The organism is Nocardia sp. NPDC049935, from assembly GCF_055586645.1.
Genome location: NZ_JBVJHV010000001.1, coordinates 266,959 through 285,148, shown reverse-complemented (window position 1 = coordinate 285,148; position 18,190 = coordinate 266,959). Strand labels below are relative to the sequence as shown.

Annotated in this window: 15 protein-coding genes; 2 read left to right on the top strand and 13 right to left on the bottom strand. The window is 70.4% G+C overall.

Features of this window, described 5'->3' with window-relative positions; translation table 11 throughout:
• Positions 1–24: 24 nt before the first annotated feature.
• The 4 genes from thrS to ACZ6SF_RS01350 form a co-directional block, all read right to left on the bottom strand.
• Positions 25–2,097 (bottom strand): threonine--tRNA ligase, encoded by a 2,073-nt coding sequence (gene thrS / locus ACZ6SF_RS01365; RefSeq protein WP_466059674.1) that lies wholly within the window; start codon positions 2,095–2,097, stop codon positions 25–27.
• 154 nt (positions 2,098–2,251) lie between these two features.
• A complete protein-coding gene (locus ACZ6SF_RS01360) occupies positions 2,252–2,902 on the bottom strand; it encodes a (2Fe-2S)-binding protein (protein WP_466059672.1) in 651 nt (216 codons plus the stop codon).
• Positions 2,899–3,390: a TIGR02611 family protein gene (locus ACZ6SF_RS01355; RefSeq protein WP_466059670.1), complete on the bottom strand. Its 492-nt coding sequence runs from the start codon at positions 3,388–3,390 to the stop codon at positions 2,899–2,901. The genes ACZ6SF_RS01360 and ACZ6SF_RS01355 overlap by 4 nt, the downstream gene beginning before the upstream one ends.
• Positions 3,391–3,462: 72 nt before the next feature.
• A complete protein-coding gene (locus ACZ6SF_RS01350) occupies positions 3,463–5,763 on the bottom strand; it encodes a SulP family inorganic anion transporter (RefSeq protein ID WP_466059668.1) in 2,301 nt (766 codons plus the stop codon).
• Positions 5,764–6,497: 734 nt separating this feature from the next.
• On the opposite strand from ACZ6SF_RS01350, the gene ACZ6SF_RS01345 reads away from it, so the two are divergent.
• Positions 6,498–7,052, top strand: a complete 555-nt coding sequence (locus ACZ6SF_RS01345; RefSeq protein WP_466059666.1) for a hypothetical protein — start codon at positions 6,498–6,500, stop codon at positions 7,050–7,052.
• Positions 7,053–7,065: 13 nt separating this feature from the next.
• Here ACZ6SF_RS01345 and ACZ6SF_RS01340 read toward each other — a convergent pair whose 3' ends face one another.
• Genes ACZ6SF_RS01340 through ACZ6SF_RS01315 form a run of 6 tightly spaced genes read right to left on the bottom strand, consistent with a single transcriptional unit; the run spans position 7,066 to position 12,545 of the window.
• A complete protein-coding gene (locus ACZ6SF_RS01340; protein WP_466059665.1) occupies positions 7,066–8,457 on the bottom strand; it encodes an AMP-binding protein in 1,392 nt (463 codons plus the stop codon).
• On the bottom strand, positions 8,450–9,052 hold the full coding sequence (locus ACZ6SF_RS01335; protein ID WP_466059663.1) for an energy-coupling factor transporter transmembrane component T family protein: 603 nt from the start codon (positions 9,050–9,052) through the stop codon (positions 8,450–8,452). Before ACZ6SF_RS01335 ends, ACZ6SF_RS01340 begins: the two co-directional genes overlap by 8 nt.
• Positions 9,049–9,729 (bottom strand): energy-coupling factor ABC transporter ATP-binding protein, encoded by a 681-nt coding sequence (locus tag ACZ6SF_RS01330; RefSeq protein ID WP_466059661.1) that lies wholly within the window; start codon positions 9,727–9,729, stop codon positions 9,049–9,051. The genes ACZ6SF_RS01335 and ACZ6SF_RS01330 overlap by 4 nt, the downstream gene beginning before the upstream one ends.
• Entirely contained in the window at positions 9,726–10,859 is a 1,134-nt protein-coding gene (locus ACZ6SF_RS01325; RefSeq protein ID WP_466059659.1) for a thiolase family protein, read from the bottom strand. The genes ACZ6SF_RS01330 and ACZ6SF_RS01325 overlap by 4 nt, the downstream gene beginning before the upstream one ends.
• A complete protein-coding gene (locus tag ACZ6SF_RS01320) occupies positions 10,856–11,968 on the bottom strand; it encodes an AMP-binding protein (RefSeq protein ID WP_466059657.1) in 1,113 nt (370 codons plus the stop codon). Before ACZ6SF_RS01320 ends, ACZ6SF_RS01325 begins: the two co-directional genes overlap by 4 nt.
• Positions 11,961–12,545 carry a biotin transporter BioY gene (locus ACZ6SF_RS01315; protein ID WP_466059656.1) on the bottom strand — a complete coding sequence of 195 codons (585 nt, stop codon included), beginning with the start codon at positions 12,543–12,545 and terminating at the stop codon, positions 11,961–11,963. Before ACZ6SF_RS01315 ends, ACZ6SF_RS01320 begins: the two co-directional genes overlap by 8 nt.
• Positions 12,546–12,760: 215 nt before the next feature.
• Between ACZ6SF_RS01315 and ACZ6SF_RS01310 the strand changes: the two genes are divergently transcribed.
• Complete coding sequence (locus ACZ6SF_RS01310) at positions 12,761–15,181, top strand: molybdopterin-dependent oxidoreductase (RefSeq protein ID WP_466059654.1); 2,421 nt, start codon at positions 12,761–12,763, stop codon at positions 15,179–15,181.
• On the opposite strand, the gene ACZ6SF_RS01305 is transcribed toward ACZ6SF_RS01310, so the two are convergent.
• The 3 genes from ACZ6SF_RS01305 to ACZ6SF_RS01295 all read right to left on the bottom strand — a co-directional run bounded on the left by ACZ6SF_RS01305 (position 15,081) and on the right by ACZ6SF_RS01295 (position 18,188).
• The gene (locus ACZ6SF_RS01305) at positions 15,081–16,130 is read right to left on the bottom strand and encodes an alpha/beta hydrolase family protein (protein WP_466059652.1); all 1,050 of its coding nucleotides are present in this window, start codon (positions 16,128–16,130) and stop codon (positions 15,081–15,083) included. The genes ACZ6SF_RS01310 and ACZ6SF_RS01305 overlap by 101 nt on opposite strands.
• A 228-nt stretch (positions 16,131–16,358) precedes the next feature.
• A complete protein-coding gene (locus tag ACZ6SF_RS01300) occupies positions 16,359–17,570 on the bottom strand; it encodes a phospholipase D-like domain-containing protein (RefSeq protein WP_466059650.1) in 1,212 nt (403 codons plus the stop codon).
• 174 nt (positions 17,571–17,744) lie between these two features.
• Positions 17,745–18,188 carry a VOC family protein gene (locus tag ACZ6SF_RS01295; protein WP_466059648.1) on the bottom strand — a complete coding sequence of 148 codons (444 nt, stop codon included), beginning with the start codon at positions 18,186–18,188 and terminating at the stop codon, positions 17,745–17,747.
• Between the last annotated feature and the right edge of the window lie 2 nt (positions 18,189–18,190).

Sequence of the window (18,190 nt, the reverse complement as noted above, 5' to 3'; positions counted from 1 at the left end):
TTTCCCGCCCGGGCCGCCCCGGCATCACTCGGGCGCACCGCCGGCGCCGTCCACCAGGGGGCGGACCGTATCGGCGGTCGGCGAGGTGTTGTCGCGTCGCCGGACCCAGTCCGTGATCACGCGCACCGCCTCGTCCACCGCCACCCCGTTGACCTGTGTCCCGTCCCGGAACCGGAAGCTCACCGCACCCGCTTCGACATCCCGGGCCCCCGCCAGCAGCATGAACGGCACCTTCTGGGCGGTGTGGTTGAAGATCTTCTTCTGCATCCGGTCGTCGCCCCGGTCCACCTCGGCGCGGACTCCGGCGGCTCGCAACCGGCCCACCACCCCGTCGAGATGCGGCACGAAGGTGTCGGCCACCGGGATCCCCACCACCTGCACCGGCGCCAGCCAGGCCGGGAAGGCCCCCGCGTAGTGCTCGGTGAGCACGCCGAAGAAGCGTTCGATCGAACCGAACAGCGCACGATGAATCATCACCGGGCGTTTCTTGGTGCCGTCGGAGGCGGTGTATTCGAGTTCGAACAGATCCGGTTCGAAGAAATCGAGCTGGATGGTCGACATCTGCCAGTTGCGGCCGAGCGCGTCGCGGGTCTGCACGGAGATCTTCGGGCCGTAGAAGGCGGCGCCGCCCGGATCCGGCACCAGTTCCAGCCCGGAGGCCTCCCCCACCTGGCGCAGGGTCGCGGTGGCCTCGTCCCACAGGTCGTCGGAGCCGACGTACTTATCGGGATCCTTGGTGGACAACTCGAGGTAGAAGTCGTCCAGGCCGTAGGCCTTCAGCAGGTCCAGCACGAACCGCAGGGTCGTGGTGAGTTCCTCGACGACCTGGTCCTGGGTGCAGTAGAGGTGCGCGTCGTCCTGGGTGAAACCGCGGGCCCGGGTCAGGCCGTGCACCACCCCGGACTTCTCGTAGCGGTACACCGACCCGAATTCGAACAGCCGCAGCGGCAGTTCCCGGTACGACCGGCCGCGGGACCGGTAGATCAGGTTGTGCATCGGGCAGTTCATGGGTTTGAGGTAGTAGTCCTGCCCCGGTTTGCGGACGGCGCCGTCCTCGTCGAGTTCGGCGTCCAGGTGCATGGGCGGGTACATCCCGTCGGCGTACCACTCGAGGTGCTTGGAGGTCTCGAACAGATGCGCCTTGGTGATATGCGGGGTGTTGACGAACTCGTAGCCCGCCTCCACATGCTGCTGACGCGAGTAGTCCTCCATCTCCTTGCGGATGATGCCGCCCTTGGGATGGAAGACCGGCAGGCCCGACCCCAGTTCGTCGGGGAAGGAGAACAGATCCAGTTCCAGGCCGAGTTTGCGGTGGTCGCGCTTCTCCGCCTCGGCCAGCATGTGCAGGTATTCGTCCTGCGCCTCGGCCGATTCCCAGGCGGTGCCGTAGATGCGCTGCAGACCCTCGCGGTTCTGGTCACCCCGCCAGTACGCCGCCGAACTGCGGGTCAGGGTGAAGGCCGGGATGAACTTGGTGGTGGGGATATGCGGGCCCCGGCACAGATCGCCCCACACCCGTTCGCCGGTGCGCGGGTCGAGATTGTCGTAGATGGTCAGCTCGTTACCGCCGACCTCCATGATCTCCGGATCGTCGATTCCGGATTTGTCGCCGATCAGCTCGAGTTTGAACGGCTCCTTGGCCAGTTCGATCCGCGCCTGGTCCACCTCGACCACCCGGCGGGAGAACCGCTGCGCGCCCTTGACGATCTTCTTCATCCGGGATTCCAGTTTCACCAGATCCTCGGGAGTGAAGGGCCGGTCGACCCGGAAGTCGTAGTAGAAACCGTCCTTGATGGGCGGGCCGATACCGAGCACCGCCTCGGGGAACTCCTGCTGCACCGCCTGGGCCAGCACATGCGCGGCCGAATGCCGGATCACGCTGCGGCCGTCCTCGGTGTTCGCGGCGACCGGGGTGACCTCGGTGTCCACCTCGGGGATCCAGGACAGATCCTTGAGGGTGCCGGCGGCGTCCCGGACCACGACCACCGTGTCCGGGCCCTTGGTCGGCAGGCCCGCCTCCCGCACCGCGGCGCCCGCCGTAGTCCCGGCAGGCACCCGGACGGGGGTGACTGGGCTGCGGGGGGCTGTGGTGGTCACGGTGGCGCTCTCCTCGGCTCTACGCGGCCGGTATCGTTCCGGCTCGCTCCGGTGTGTGACGGCCTGTGCCGTCGATCGGTGACCGGGCACGGCCCGGCCGCGACCATGCTATCGGCACGGCCCCGAACCCGTGTCGATGGACCGGGCGAGGTCGTCACCCCCGGCGCGCGTAGTCGGCCAGCAGTGCTTCGCGCTCCTCGGGCCGGCGTTTGGGGCAGCTCACGCATTTCTCGCAACCGGGGGCCTCGTAGACCAGGCAGCAGGATGCCCGCCGGACGAAGGTCCGCCCGGCGACCTCGACGAACCGGGGCTCGGGGAGTCCGGAACCCATCGCGTCGGCCAGCCGCCGCCCGACCGCGGGCTCCCCGGCATCGACCGCCCAGCTGGCGATCACATCGGTGACCACCGCCCACAGCGCGGGTTCGCGCACCCCGGAGACGGCGGCGAGCCGGTCGATCACCGCGCCGAGGGTCGCCCGCAGCGCCACCGCGACCTCCGCCGTTTCGGCCCCGGTCCCGGCGGACCCTTCGGTGTGCCCCACTCCGTCCGCGCCGGGTCGCAGGGCGACCCGCTCGACCGACCCGTCCGCGCGCAGCCGCAACTCCAGCCGGTCCAGCGTGGGTTCCGGGATGGGCCGCCGGCGCGCCAGCGCCCCCACCACCTGTTCGACCAGTGCGGAGGCCGTCATACACCACCACAGCGTGGCGCCCACCCGCGTCGAATCGGTCCGCCAGGAGGCGTTGAGATCCGCGATCCGCGCGGCCAGCCACGCGTCGTCGACGAGCATCCGCCCCCGTACGTTCACGACATCAGGGGACTGCGCAACAACTGCCATTCGACTCCGATCCAGTCGCCGACCAATCCGAACGTTCCGAGCACCCACAGCGTGGCCACGACCACCGCGCAGGTCGCCAGGAACGCCAGGACCTGCATCAGCGGCCCGCGCGAGATGTACCAGGCCATCCCGCGGCGGTATTTGTCCCGCAACCACACCAGCGCGCGTCTGGCCACCGCGAATTCGGTGGCCAGAATGCCGATACCGGCGAATACCAGGGCCCAGCCGGGGCCGGGGAACGGAATGGTGATCACACCCACGACGAATACCGCGGTGCCGATCACCGCCACCCCGACCCGGTAGACGAGTTCGAGCGTAGGGCGGCGCGCGATCCGGTCCCGGTAGGCGCGCCAGAAATGCGGCGCCGACCGGCCCTCCGTACTGCCCTCTCCGGACTCATCACCTCCGGCGGTCTGCGCACCGGGGCTGTCGTCGACGGTATCGGAACGGTTCTCCACGAGAACCAGCCTACGAGCAGACACCGTTCCGGCCGCTGTGACCGGCGGGCGCCGGCCACAGCGGCCGGGCGGTCACTTCCCCGCGGATGCCGTTTCCCGCTGCTGCAGCTGCTCCATCAGGCCCTCGTTCTCCTCGATGGGCGCGATACCGTCGACGCGCACCTCGAGGACCCGGGCACTGGCGATATCGAAGAACAGACCGGAGACGGTGATCCCGCGTTCCTCGATGGCCCGCGCCACCGCCGGATGGCGCCGCAGGTTCTCCAGCTGCACCGCGATATTGACCATGCTCAGCTGCTCCACCGCGCCGTAGCCGGCGGCTTCGGCGGCCCGCCCGACCGCGTGCCCGGCCCGGTAGCGCGCCAGGCTGGGCCGGCCGTGTTCGAGCCAGCGGTCGATTCCCGGCCCGGCCGATTCACCGGAGTGCAGCGCGCCCATCGCCCCGCAGGACGAATGCCCGCACACCACCACCGAGCGGACGTTCAGCTTCTCCAGCGCGAACACCAGCGCCGCCTCGACCGACGCGTCACCGTGTTCGGGCACCAGGTTGCCGACGTTGCGCACGGTGAACAGGTCGCCCGGGCCGCTGTTGGTGATCACATTGGGCACGATCCGCGAATCCGAGCAGGTCAGGAAGAACGAATCGGGGTCCTGCCCGTTCCGCAGCTCGTCCAGATGCGGGCGCATCACATGGGCGTGGCTGCGGTGGTAGGCCGCGATACCGCTCACCAGCGGATCGCCACCGGATTCGGTGCGCTCGTCGGAACCGTTGCGCCCGAACCGCCACGGGCCGAGGACATCGTCGAGCACCACCCGGCCGGTACTGCGGGACGGCGGAGCCGTTTCGGCGTGCTCCATCCGGGCGGTGCCGATCTCCACGAAATCGACCGTCCCCCCGTTGCTCTCGTGCTGGCGGGTCCAGTCGGTGATGGCGTCGAAGGCGGCGTGATCGAGGAAATCCACAGTCATCTCCACCGTCACCGGCGCACCCTGCGGCACCTTCGCGAAGGTGGTCGACAGTTTCGGCAGCGACAGGAAGGTGCACGAACCGTCGATCCGCACCAGCCAGCGATCGGTGCCACCGAGCTGTTCGGCATCGACCGTGACCCGCACCACCCGCCAGATCAGCAGGGCGAAGGCCAGCGCGAGACCGATGAGAACACCCTCGAGCAGGTTGAGGAACACCACCGCGGCCAGGGTCACCGCGTAGACCAGGAGATCGCCGGTGCGGTGGGCGAGCCGGATATGGGCGATCTTCACCAGCTGGACACCGATGACGATCAGCAGACCGGCGAGGGCCGCCAGCGGGATCTGCTCCACGAGCGAGACCAGGGCGACCGAGAAGACCAGCAGCCAGACACCGTGCAGGACGGCCGAGGCACGGCTGCGCGCACCCGCCGCCACATTGGTGGAACTCCGCACGATGACACCGGTCACCGGAAGTCCGCCGAGCAGACCCGACAGCACATTCGCCGAGCCCTGGCCGATCATCTCGCGGTCGAAATCGGCCCGCGGGCCGGTGTGCATCTTGTCGATGGCCACCGCCGACAGCAGACTCTCGACGCTGGCGATGAGCGCGAAGGTCAGGATCATGATCGCCACGCCGGCCCAGTCGCTGCGGGGCAGTTCGGGCAGGCCGATGGCGTCGAACAGCGAACCGTCGATGGTGACCCGTTTGACGTCCATCGAGAACAGCAGGGAGACCAGGGTGGCCGCCACGATCGCGGCGAGCGCTCCCGGCACCACCTTCACCCGTTCGGGCAGGTATTTCCAGCCCAGCATGATGGCGATGACCAGGACGCCCAGCACCGCGGCGGGACCGTGCACGGCCATGATCTGGGCGGGCAGTTCGGTGATGTTGGACCAGGCGGTGCTGTTGGATTCGCCGCCGAGCAGTACGTGCAGCTGCTGCAGCGCGATGGTGACACCGATACCCGCGAGCATCGCGTGCACCACCACCGGCGCCACCGCGAGCGCGGCGCGCGCGATGCGGCTCAATCCGAACAGGATCTGCAGGACGCCCGCGGCCACCACGATGAAACAGGTGACCCGCCAGCCGAATTGGTTGATCGATTCGGCGACGATCACGGTGAGGCCAGCGGCCGGACCGCTGACCTGGAGGACGGAGCCGCCGAGGGAACCGGCGACGATACCGCCGATGACGGCGGCGATGAGACCGGCCGCCACGGGGGCGCCGGAGGCGATCGCGATACCGATCGACAGCGGTAGGGCGACGAGGAAGACCACGATCGATGCCGGCACGTCGTGGCGCAGGATCGAGGTCAGACGTGTTCTGGATCCGGACCCGGCCGGGTTTTCAGCGGGGTCCGAACCAGGTTGTGACACAGGGGCATTCGGACTCTTGGTTGCCATCGTTCTCCTTCGCCGACTCGGCGGGGCCGAGGTCGGTTGACGATCAATATGTCCAGTCGGGCACAGACCGCGAACCGGCATCTCGCGGTGAAGTAGGTCCTCGGCACGGCAACGGGCCGAGCATTAAACCTTCGCCATAGTATTGGTAAAGGATAAGCAAAACCTGAGAGGGCACCTCCACTGCTGGTGATAGCCGGTCCGGAACCACGCCGTCCGGTTGGGTAGAGCTCGAACACCGCTGGAAAACGCTGCAGAGCAAAAGATTACGAGCCGACGACCGACATCTGAACGCATGGCCGGAACCCGGTGGCCAGCTGTGTTCCGACTGCCCGGAACGTCGATCGTCAACTCCTCTTATAGTAAAGAACTACCCAAACTTGGCAACAGGTGTTCTGAGACGAAAACGACAATCGCTACATAACCGCAACGTGTCACTGCCGGATAACACCGGCGGCCGCGCGCGCCCGCCGAACGGGCGCACGCACAGTTCCCACTGGTCCGGACCTTCCGCGCGGCGGTGACCGGTCATCCGACAGATATGGTCATTGACCAGCGGATTCGATAACCCGCACACCGAAAATGTGGCCCATGTCATCGCACACCCACCACGGTCGGCGACGGGACCGCGGCCACCACGCAGTGCCGGATCCGGGCTGCGTCACAGGCGCACCCGGCGCCCGGACGCCGCCTCGGCAACCGCCCCGGAAACGTTCGGCGGCGGTATTGTTCCGGGTGTGTCGGAACGGGGAATCGAGTCGCGGCCGGACGCCGACGATCCCAAACGCGTGAAATTGACGGCCGGTCTGCCGGAAGGCATTTCCCGCGCCGAGATCAGCTTCCGGAGCCACGGTGGACTCGGCGGTACCCGGGAGGTGCGACGGTCGGCCGCGGAATTCGCCCGGCTGCGGACCTCCGCGGGCGGATACGACGATCATCTCGGGAGATCCGAACAGCTGACACTGGAGCAGGCCCGGCAGTACATCGATCGGGCACGCGAACGAATCGACCGGCAGGACAACGAGATCCGCCGCCGGCGCGCGGCGGTCGATCTCACCTGTCCCTGGTGCTCCCGGGAGCGCACCTACCTCGGCGCCCACGGCTTCATCACCGGGGTGGCCGGTATTCTCACCGACCACCCCGCGGAGTGGGGTCAGGAACTGTTCCATCAGCACGCATACCGTTGTGACGGTTGCGGTTCCATGCAGTACTTCGCCGACGGTTTCCTCGCCCATCCACTGCCCGGCCGATCCGCCGCGGCGAGCGAACCCACCGACCGGCGCGGCGAGTAGCTCCGCGGCATTCTCACCGGTCCGGGAGGTTCTCCCCGCCGATCCGCTCGATCAGCGCGGGGCGATCGAGTTTGCCGCGCGCGGTACGCGGGAGCCGGTCCAGCAGCCGGATCCGGGCCGGGACGCTGGGCGCCGGCAAGGTCGCGCGCAACCGCCGCCGTATCTCGTCGGTATCCGGCGCGCCGGGCCCCACCACGACGGCCGCCACCGGAATCTGCCCCCACCGGTCGTCGGCGATCCCCACACAGGCGGCTTCGGTCACACCCGGAATCGCGGTGAGCGCGGCTTCCACCGCGGCCGGTTCGACATTGAGCCCGCCGCGGATGAGTACTTCGCTCTCCCGGCCGAACAGCCGCAGGCTCCGGCCGTCGAGCGCACCGCGGTCACCCACCGTCACCCATCCGCCGACCGGCCCGTCCACCACCCCTTCCGCGCCGAGATAACCGCGGAAGACCATATCGCTGCGCACATGCACCAGCCCGTCGCGGATCCGCACGTCCACCCCGTCGAACAGTTCCCCCGCCGCGTCCGGGCCGCCCGCGCCCGGCCCCCGGTCGAAGGAGACGAAACTCAGCTCCGAGGCGCCGTAGAAATGGGTCAGCCGGGCATCCGGCAGCACCTCCTGGAGCGCGGCGCGGCCGTTCGCGGGCCAGCGCGCGGCCGAGGACAGCACCTCTCGCACCCCGGGGATCGGTCCGGTCGCCGACCGCACCACGTCCCAGGCGATGGTGGGCACCGAATACAGGTGGGTCGCGCCGTCGCGCAGCGATTCGGTGGCCGGCCGTAGATCGGCGGTCGCGCCCCGGGTGAGGGCGTGCAGGGCGCCGTAGAGGAAATGGGTGTGGTCGAGGACACCGGGCACCGCGACCCGGTCGCCGGCGGCGATATCGAAGGTGGCGTCGGAACGATCCAGGGTCGCGGCCCAGGAAGCCTGATCGCGGACGAAGAGTTTGGGTTCGCCGGTGGTCCCGGAGGTGACCCCGACCAGCAGTTCGGAGTCCGGGCCGGCGCGGCCGGGCGTGCCCGCCGCCTCCAGGTCCGCGGCGGTGCGCAGCGCCCCGGAGAAGCCCAGATGGCGGAGCCGGCGCTGCCCGCCGGGCGCGCCGACCACGGCCCCGGGCCGGGTCCGTGCCAGCACCAGGCGCAACTGGTCCGGCACCAGGTGCCGGTGCAGCAGGACGACGCTCACCCCGGCCCGCATCGCCGCGACCACAGCGATCAGTGAGCCGATATCGGAGGAGGGCAGTACCGCCACCCGGGTCATCCCGGACAGCCCCGCGGCGGCCCGCGTGACCCGGTCCCAGAACCGGCGATAGTCGATCTCGGCGCCGGTCGCGAGCACCGCCGTCAGGCCGGGATGGCTGGCGGCGCCGCGCGCGATGCGCTCGGCGAGCAGCTCACTCATCGTCGACCCCGCGGGCCACCAGCGCCTCGCCCATCGCGTCGGCGGTCCGCAGCGACCGCACGAGCACGGGGGTCACCAGCGCGGTCATCGACCACTGCACGCCGCGGGCCCGCCGGGCGTCGGCGACCTCCCGCACGATCTCGGCGAGTAACGGCACACAGCGGATCGCCAGCGTCAGCAGCAACCCCACCCGCTCCGGGTTCACGCCGATCCGCCGCAGCGGGCCGAGCGCGCGGGTCACCGCGTCGAGCAGCTCGGTGACCCGGGTCGTGAGGGTGACCAGCGCCGCCAGCGCCACCGAGACCAGCAGCAGACCGCACACCACGACCGCCCGGGCCGGGGACGTCGTCAGTACCTGGAACACCGCGATGAACGCCAGCATCCACACCACCGGGCGGAGCTGGGCCAGGGCGACGCGCCACGGGATCCGGGCCAGCGCGAACAGCCCGGCCGCCACCGCGGCGACGACTCCCAGCTGCGCCGGCGTCCGGACGAACACTGTCGCCGCCACGATGCTCACCAGGAGCAGCAGCAGTTTCCCGCCCGCCGGTATCCGGTGCACGGGCGAATTCCCGGCGCGGTAGAGACCGATCACTCGATCAGCTCCCGGTAGGCGGGTACCGCCGCGGCCGGCGCACCGTCGAAGGCCACTGCCCCGTCGTCGATCACGATGACCCGTTCGAAACCGTCCAGCAGCGGCAGCTGGTGGGTCACCACGATGACCTGCTGGTCGACCGAATCCAGCGCATCGGCGATCCGGCGCGCGTTGCGCAGGTCCAGCAGCGTGGTGGGCTCGTCGGCGACGATCACTTCGGGTCGCCGGATGAGCACCGCGCCGAGCGCCAGCAACTGCTTCTGACCGCCCGACAGCAGGTGGGAGGGGTGGTCGGCGTGCCCGGCCAGTCCGAAGCGATCCAGGATCTCCTGGACGCGGCCCGCGATCTCCGGTTTGCCCAATCCGCTGCGGCGCAACGAGAAGGCCAGATCCTCGGCGACGGTCGGCATGACGATCTGGGTGTCGGGGTCGGTGAACACGAAGCCCACCTTGCGGCGCACCCGGCCGCCCTTACGGGCCACATCCAGGCCGTCCACGGTGACGGTGCCCGAAGCCGGGGTCAGCAGCCCGTTGATCATCCGGGCCAGCGTGGATTTCCCCGACCCGTTGGCGCCGATGATCCCGACCCGGCGTTCGGTGATCCGCAGATCGATATCGCGCAGCACCCGCCGGGCGCCGAACGCGTGATTCACGCCGTCGAAGACGATTTCGCTCATCGCACCCGCTCCACCAGTACCGCGATACCCTGCCCGCCGCCGATGGCGCAGGCCGCCAGCCCCAGCTCCGGACCGTCCGGGCGCAGCATCCGGGCGGCCAGCCGCACCAGCAGCACCGCCCCCGAGGCGCCCCACGGATGACCCATCGCGATCGCCCCGCCGTCGGGGCAGATCAGGTCCTCGTCCAGGCCGAGTTCGTCGGCGACCGCCAGCACCACCGACGCGAACGCCTCGGTGATCTCCACGACGCCGAGATCGTCCACCCGGCGGTCCGCCTGGCGCAGTACCGCGCGGATCGCGGGCACGGGCCCCAGTCCGGGCAGCGCCGGATCCGAACCCGCCACCGCGCAGCCGGCGATGCGCAGGGCCGGTAGCCCGGCCGCGGCGGCCGCCCGCTCGGTGGTCACCGCGACGAAGGCGGCACCGTCGGAGATCCCGCAGGAATTACCGGCCGTCGCCGTGCCGCCGGCGCCGAAACTCGGCCGCAGGCGCGCCAGGCGCGCCGCCGTCATTCCCGGCCGGATGCGCTGATCCCGCGTCAGCCCGCCCACGGGTACGATCTCCGCCGCGAAATCGGCGGCCGCCGCGCGGGAGTGCGAACGCGCCGCGTACTCGTCCTGCCGGTCCCGCCCGATACCGCGGATCCGGGCGAGATCGTCCGCGGCCACCCCCATATCGGGGTCGGGAAAACCGTCCGGCGCGAAAGGGGCGCGGGTGTAGCGCACCGGTTCGGCGTCGCCGGCCGGCGGCCAGAAACGCCAGGGCGCGGTACTGGCCGATTCGGCGCCGCCCGCCAGGATCAGATCGTCCCAGCCGCTGCGGATCCGCAGGGCCGCCTGCATCACCGCGTCCAGCCCGGAACCGCACTGCCGGTCGACGGTCACTCCGGGCACCGCGGTTCCCAGCCCCGCCTGCAATGCCGCGATGCGGGCCGGGTCGCCACCGGGACCCAGGCAGTTGCCCAGAACCACATCGTCGACCGGGGCCTCTACTCCCGCCTCACGCAGCGTCGCGGCGACGGTCCGCAGCACGGGCGCCGCCAGATCCGGGACGGTGAGCGCGGCGAGCCCGTGACCGGCGGTGCCGACAGGGGTCCGCCGGGCGGCGACGAATACGGGAACCGGGGTCATGCCAGCAACTCTCTCAACCGGCCGCGCGCGAGTTTCCCGGCGGCCGTGACCGGCAGTTCGCCGACGGTCACCCAGCGCCGCGGCATCGCCTCCTTCGCCAGGATCCGGCGGGCCCGGCGCCGTACCTCGGCCACCTCGATACCGTCCAGATGTACTGCCGCCGTCACCGTTTCACCGAATACGGCGTGCGCGGACCCGATCACGGCCACCGCGACCACCCCGTCGATCCCGGCGATCGTGCGTTCCACGTCCTCGGCGACGACGGTGGTGCCGCCGACATTGATCACCGCTTCGCCCCGGCCGTGCACCCGCAACTCGCCGCGGTCACCGAGTTCGGCGAGATCGCCCACGCCGAACCATTCGGGCGCGCCGAGCACCGTGTACGGGGAGCGGACCTCGAGCAGTCCCGCGCGGATCCGCGCCTCCACTCCGTTCAGCAGCCGTAGCGGTTCCGGGACCAGCCGCGCGGCGACCAGTGAGACCTCGGAGGATCCGTAGTACTCGACCACCCGGAGGTGACGGGCCGCCCGCAGCGCCCCCGGATCGGGGGCGATCCCCGCCAGCACGGCGGTGCGCAGGAACGGGGCGCTGTCGACGATCTCGCGGAGTACGGCCGGTACCGCGTGGACCACGGTGGCCCGGGACGGGTCGTCGGTGACGCAGGCGCCGCGCCACAGCGCGTGCAGCGCGCCGAACAGATGCATGGTGGCGTGCAGCGGGCCCGTCAGCAGGACCCGGTCGGTACCGGTCACTCCGGTGATCTCGGTGAACTCGGGGAAGCTGTCGTACCAGGAGGCGGCGGTCCGGGCGAGCGGCCGGGGGCGGCCGGTGGAACCGGAGGTGGCGACCAGCAGGAACGCCCCGGCCGGCGGGGTATCGGGCCGGTGCGGGCGGGCCGCCGGGTTCTCGACGGTCACCGCCAGGCCCCGGCGCGCGGCGGCGCAGACCCGGATCAGCGCTTCGCCCGGGGGCAGCTCGGAGACGTCGTAGCGGCCGCCGGTGGGTTCGGCGCGGGCGATCTCGCGATCGAGTTCGCGGTAGGTGAGGGTGCGGTCGTCCAGGTCGAGGGCCGGGTCGTCGGCGGCGCCGCCGAGTTCCCGGCTAACCACCGATCAACCCCGGATACGCGCGATGCACGCCCTTGGCGACCACGGTGGCCACGACGACCTTCAGCAGATCACCCGGGACGAAGGCGCCGTTCGCGCTGATCGCCTCCCACAGTCCGAGGTCGGTGCGCAGTATCAGGCCCAGGGTCCCGAAGAGGTAGATGATCACCAGACCGCCGAGTGCGTTGATCGCCAGCGCGGGCGCCGGCGGATACTTCGGCAGGATCCGGGCGGTCAGCAGGCCGATGACGAAGGCGGCCGGAATCCACCCGACCAGGTATCCGGCGCTCGGACCCGCCAGCGCGGTGAGCCCGGTGCGCCCGCCGGACAGCAGCGGCAGGCCGATGAGTGTGAGCGCGATGAACACCGCGACGGCCGCCGTGCCCTTACGCGGTCCCAGCACCGCTCCCGCGAGGATCACCCCGAGCGTCTGCACGGTGATCGGCACCCCGCTGAAGCCCACTGTGATCGCGCCCGGCAATCCCAGCGCGGCGATCAGCGCGGCGAAGACCGCGATCTGCGCCATATCCCGCGCCGTGATGCGGGTCCTCGGCGCCCGCGAATCCTCGACACCGTTCATGACGCCATCCTTCGCAACAACCGGCTTGAACGTCGTTCAAGATAGCAACGCCCGCGGCCGCGTGGACGCCCCACCCCCGGCGGGGTGACGCGGCCGACTCGGCCGCCGCCTACGGTTCCGATCAGGAGAATGGTCGGGTACGCCCGGCGGGCTGCCGGTCCGCGCCCCCGCGCACCGGCCACCCATCGACGCCGGGCCGCCGGAAAGGAACGACGATGACGACAACGCGGCCCACCGCCACGCACTGGGGAAATTTCCATCTGGGTACCGCCGCCGACGGCCGTCTCTCGGTCACTCCCGACCCACGCGACCCGCATCCCTCCCCCATCGGCCGGTCGCTGGCCGCGGTCCAGGACCCCGACCACCGCATCGCCCGGCCCGCCGTCCGCCTCGGCTATTACCGCGACCGCGCCGCCGCCGACCCCCGCCTGCGCGGCCGCGAACCGTTCGTCGAGGTCGAATGGGACGAGGCGCTCGATATCGCCGCCGAAGCCCTGCGCGCGGCGCGGGCCACCGGCGGGAACCGCGCGATCTACGGCGGGTCCTACGGCTGGGCCAGCGCGGGCCGTTTCCACCACGCGCAGGGGCAGATCCACCGTTTCCTGCAGATGTTCGGGGGCTACACCGCCTCGGTCGACACCTATTCGTTCGCCGCGGCCGAGGTCCTCGTTCCCCATATCCTCGGCATGAACGCCTATTTCGCGGCGCGCCAGACTCCCGGTACCGAGGATATCGCGCGGCACTGCGCCCGGGTCGTTCTCTTCGGCGGCGGCGCCCAGCGCAACACCCAGGTCAATCCCGGTGGGATCGGCGCGCATCCGCGCCGGGAGCGGCTGTCCGCGCTGCGCCGCGCCGGAGTCGAGTTCGTCCATATCGGACCCGTCCGCGACGACGCGCACGCGGATCTGGAGGCCCGCTGGATCCCCTGCCGCCCGCACAGCGATGTCGCGATCATGCTGGCCCTGACCCACACCCTGGTCACCGAGGATCTGCACGACCGCGCGTTCCTCGATCGGTACTGCACCGGATTCGACCGGTTCGCCGACTACCTGACCGGACGGGTGGACGGTGAACCCAAAACTCCCGAGTGGGCCGCCGCGCTGTCGGAGGTTCCCGCGGACGAGATCCGCGCCCTGGCCCGGCAGCTGGCGCGGCAACGCTGCCTCATCGGACTGCCGTACGCCCTGCAGCGCGCCGAGCACGGCGAACAGACCTATTGGGCCGGCTGGGCCCTGGCCTGCGCTCTCGGCTATATCGGGCTGCCCGGCGGCGGCGTGCTCATGGGCTCGGGTGTGGGCCTGACCAACGAGACGCAGCGCGGCTACCCGCCCTTCGAGGTCGCCGCGGTCCCGCAACCGGGAAACCCGGTCACCGATATCGTTCCGGTGGCGCGTCTCACCGAGATGCTCGAAAACCCCGGCGCGAGTTTCGATTACAACGGCCGCACGCTCACCTATCCCGAGATCGACCTGATCTATTGGGCGGGCGGCAATCCCTTCCACCACCATCAGGATCTCAACCGGTTGCGGCGGGCCTGGTCACGGCCCCGCACGGTGATCGTGCACGAGATCGGCTGGACCTCCACCGCCCGGTTCGCCGATATCGTGCTGCCCGTCACGGCGGCCCAGGAACGCGAGGATTTCGCCGCCGCCCGCCAGGACCAGTGGCTGACGCCGATGCGCCGCGCCCTGCCGCCCTACGGACAGGCCCGTTCCGATCACGCCGTGTTCGCCGGCCTGGCCGGACGGCTCGGTTTCGGACCGCGTTTCACCGAAGGCCGCGACGAACGCGAATGGGTCGCGCACCTCTGGGACACCACGGTCGCCGACGCGGCCGCCGCCGGAGTCACGCTGCCCGATTACGCGACCTTCCGCGACGGTCCCCCGATCGACCTCGGGCCGTACCTGCGGGAAAGCACCCATGTGCTGGACCGGTTCCGCGCCGACCCCGACCGCTATCCGCTGGCCACCCCGTCGGGCCGGATCGAACTGTTCTCCGCCACCGTCGCCGGTTTCGGCCTCGCCGACTGCGCCGGGCATCCGGCCTGGTATCCGCCCCGCGAGTGGCTCGGCGCGGCACTCACGCGACGCTTTCCGCTCCACCTGCTCTCGCATCAGCCGGCGACCCGGCTGCACAGCCAGCTCGATTTCGGCGTCACCAGCCAGGAGTCGAAGATCCGGGGCCGCGAACCGCTGCGGATGAATCCCGCCGACGCCGCGGCACGCGGGCTGCGCGACGGCGATATCGTGCGGGTCTTCAACGACCGCGGGGCGCTGCTGGCCGGCCTGCGGATCTCCGACGCCCTCCGGCCGGGTGTCGCGCAGATAGCGACCGGAGCCTGGTACGACCCTCTGGACCCCGCCGATCCGCTGTCACTGGATGTCCACGGCAACCCGAATACCGTCACCAACGATATCGGGACCAGTTCCCTGACCCAGGGTCCCTCCGCGAACAGCTGCCTGGTGGAGATCGAACGGTTCGAGGGCGCGCTGCCACCACTGCGGGTACGCACGCCCCCGCCCTTCACCACCGCGCTCAGCGAACCCGCCAGCGCAACAGCGGATCGTCCTCCGGCATCGCCGAATCACCGCCGAGCAGATGACGATCCAGCCACGCCGACACCACCGAACGGGTGAGCGTCGCCGCGTGCGCGGCGTCGATCCGCCCGCACAGTTCCTCGCTGCCGCCGAACACCGGCAGATCCGTCGCCGTGTAGTGGCCGGCCCCGGCGATGGTGCCGATCACCGCGTCGGTGCCGGTCCAGCTGGCGTGCACCATATTTCCCGATGCCAGCAGCAGCACCGGATGCGGCATGGGCGGCACCTCGGCCACCTCGTCCCAGCCGGCGCTGCCGTCCAGCACGATCGCGGTGCGGATCCGCGGATCGTCGGCGGCCACCGATACCGCGGTCTGGCCGCCGTAGGAATGCCCGGCCAGGGCGATGCGCGTGGTATCCAGATGGGCGCCGATCAGCGGGAGCGCGCCGAGGCCGTCGAGGACCAGCCGCACCTCCTCCACCCGGTGCGCCAGCGCGGTACGCAGATACGCCGGATCCCCGCTGGGAATCTCACCGCGGACCACCCGCCCGGACGCCTCGGCTCCGGGTGTCTCGCCCGGATGATCCAGCGCCACCACGGCGTACCCGTGGGACGCGAGATCGCTGGCCAGACCCGATGCCAGCCAGCGCGGCGTCCCGAGCCCCGGCGACCAGACCACCACCGGCAGCGACGGCAGCGCGGCGGGAGTGGCGTCCAGCGCGGCGGGGACCGTCGCGGTGACCATCGGCCCGGCCGCGGCCGGGGTGTAGAGCCACTGCGCGGCGCGCCCGGCGATACCGGCCACGTTCACCCGGGACGCGGGAATATAGGGAGCGGGACGTCCCGCCTCGGCGGCCGGATACCACACCGAGACAGGGATTTCCCGGTCCGGCGCCGCCACGGTGGTATCCGTGCGGCCGACCGCGTACTGCCCGGTCGGCGCCGGTAGTTCCGGCCCCTCGGCGCGGGCGGGCGCGGATCGGACCGCGGATACGGAGACCGACGCCACGCAGATCATGAATACGAGCACGATATTTCGGTAGAGCATCGGACCGCCTTCAGTCGACGCTCGCCCGCGGCCCCGTCACTCGGCCAGGCGAGAGTTATCCCATCTGTGCACGAACACGAACACGAACATCGTCGTATCGACGACCGAGCGGCATTGTTACCCAGACCATCCGCGTCTCGCACATCGGGCCCGGCGTGTCCGCCGCCGACACGGTCACCGGGTCGCGCGAGCGGGCAGCGGCCGCCGCCGCGGGAGTCTCCGCCGAGGTCAGAGGAAGCGACGGATCGGGCGGACGACGAGTTCCCGGAGCCGCTGGGTGACCGGGCGACGGTGCCAGCGCGACTCCACGATGGCCTCGGCGGACGCCCTGTCGTCGTCGAAGTGCGCGTCGAGCGAGGCGGTGAACCGTTCGTCCAGTACCGCGAGCATGACCTCTTCGTCGTGATCCAGCGACCGCCGGTTGAAGTTGGTCGAACCCACCAGGGCCGCCATACCGTCCACGGTGATGACCTTCGCGTGCATCATCGTCGGCTGGTACTGGTAGATCCGCACCCCGCACGCGAGCAGGTCGTTGTAGAAATGCTGTCCGGCCAGCTGACACACCCGCTGGTCGGTGTGAGGGCCGGGAAGCATGATCTCGACCCGCACCCCGCGCCGGGCGGCCGCGCAGATCAGGTCGATGAAGTAGGCGTCCGGTGCGAAATAGGCCGTGGTCAGCCGCAGCCGCTGCTCGGCGGATTCGATGACCACCCGCAGCAGGGTCTGCATATCCTGCCAGCCGAAACTCGCCGACCCCCGGACCACCTGGACGATCGCCGAGCCGCGGTTGCGCTGCGGAGTGAAACGGTCGCGTTCGTCGAACAGTTCGTCGTGGCATTCGGCCCAGTTCTGCGCGAACGCCGCCGCGATCCCGTCCACGGCCGGGCCTTCGACCCGCACATGGGTATCGCGCCATTCCCGCTCGTTACGCGCGTCCCCGCACCACTCCTCGGCGATTCCCACCCCACCGGTGAAGGCGGTCCGCTCATCGACCACCAGCGCCTTGCGGTGGCATCGATGATTCTGTTTCAGGGGAGACAGGTACAGGGGTTTGCGAAACCAGACCACCTGGACACCGGCGCGTTCCATCCGCACCAGCAGATCCTTCTCGATCGAGCGGCTGCCGAATCCGTCCAGCAGCAGCCGCACCCGCACTCCGGCCTCGGCCCTCTCCGCGAGGGCGTGGGCGAACGTGCGGGCGATATCGCCCTGCCAGTACACGAAGGTCATCATGTCGATGGTGTGGCGCGCGCCGTGCACCGCTTCCAGCATCGCCGGGAAGATCTCGTCGCCGTTGCGCAGTGCCACCAGCGCGTTTCCCTCGGTGGCGGCGATGCCGATGAGTCGCTCCAGCCGCCGGCGCATCCGGACCGTGGGGGATTCGGGATCTGCGCTCGGTGCCGATACGGCGGTCTCCGGCAGCGCGCGGGCCTCGGTCATGACAACTCCTCTGCCCTGCACGCCGTGTTCGGCACACCGGCCCGGGCGCTATCCGGTGCGGATCCGAGCCTATCCCCCGGATCCGCGTCCGGAACCGGCCCCTACTCACCAGTAGGACCGATCGGGCGCGCGACCCGGCCGCCCGCGGGGTCACACCCCGGCCGGCCGCGCCGGTCAGCCGGCGAACAGTTGGCCGATATCGCGGAATGCCTTGAATTCCAGCGCGTTTCCCGACGGATCGAGGAAGAACATCGTCCACTGCTCGCCCGGCTCGCCCGCGAAACGGACATAGGGCTCGATCACGAATTCGGTTCCGGCGTCGCGCAGCCGCGCGGCCAGCTCCTGGAACTCGTCCACGGACAGGACCAGCCCGAAGTGCGGCACCGGGACCTCGTGCCCGTCGACGGGGCTGGTGCCGCGGACGGCGGTTCCGGAATCACCGCCGACCTCATGGGTCACGACCTGGTGACCCCGCACGTTCCAATCGGTCCACTTCTGCGCGGAACGGCCCCGGGGGAAGCCGAGCACATTTCCGTAGAAATCCCGGGCGGCCTCGATATCGACGACCGGGATCGCCAGATGAAAGGGCGGAACAGCGGGCGTGGTCGAGGTGGCCATAC

Excerpts from the sequence above, each read along its gene's own strand:
- ACZ6SF_RS01315 (WP_466059656.1), bottom strand. The coding sequence starts at position 12,545 with ATGAACGGTGTCGAGGATTCGCGGGCGCCGAGGACCCGCATCACGGCG.
- ACZ6SF_RS01310 (WP_466059654.1), top strand. The coding sequence starts at position 12,761 with ATGACGACAACGCGGCCCACCGCCACGCACTGGGGAAATTTCCATCTG.
- ACZ6SF_RS01295 (WP_466059648.1), bottom strand. The coding sequence starts at position 18,188 with ATGGCCACCTCGACCACGCCCGCTGTTCCGCCCTTTCATCTGGCGATC.
- ACZ6SF_RS01300 (WP_466059650.1), bottom strand. The coding sequence starts at position 17,570 with ATGACCGAGGCCCGCGCGCTGCCGGAGACCGCCGTATCGGCACCGAGC.
- ACZ6SF_RS01340 (WP_466059665.1), bottom strand. The coding sequence starts at position 8,457 with ATGAGTGAGCTGCTCGCCGAGCGCATCGCGCGCGGCGCCGCCAGCCAT.
- ACZ6SF_RS01305 (WP_466059652.1), bottom strand. The coding sequence starts at position 16,130 with ATGCTCTACCGAAATATCGTGCTCGTATTCATGATCTGCGTGGCGTCG.
- ACZ6SF_RS01350 (WP_466059668.1), bottom strand. The coding sequence starts at position 5,763 with ATGGCAACCAAGAGTCCGAATGCCCCTGTGTCACAACCTGGTTCGGAC.
- ACZ6SF_RS01330 (WP_466059661.1), bottom strand. The coding sequence starts at position 9,729 with ATGAGCGAAATCGTCTTCGACGGCGTGAATCACGCGTTCGGCGCCCGG.
- ACZ6SF_RS01325 (WP_466059659.1), bottom strand. The coding sequence starts at position 10,859 with ATGACCCCGGTTCCCGTATTCGTCGCCGCCCGGCGGACCCCTGTCGGC.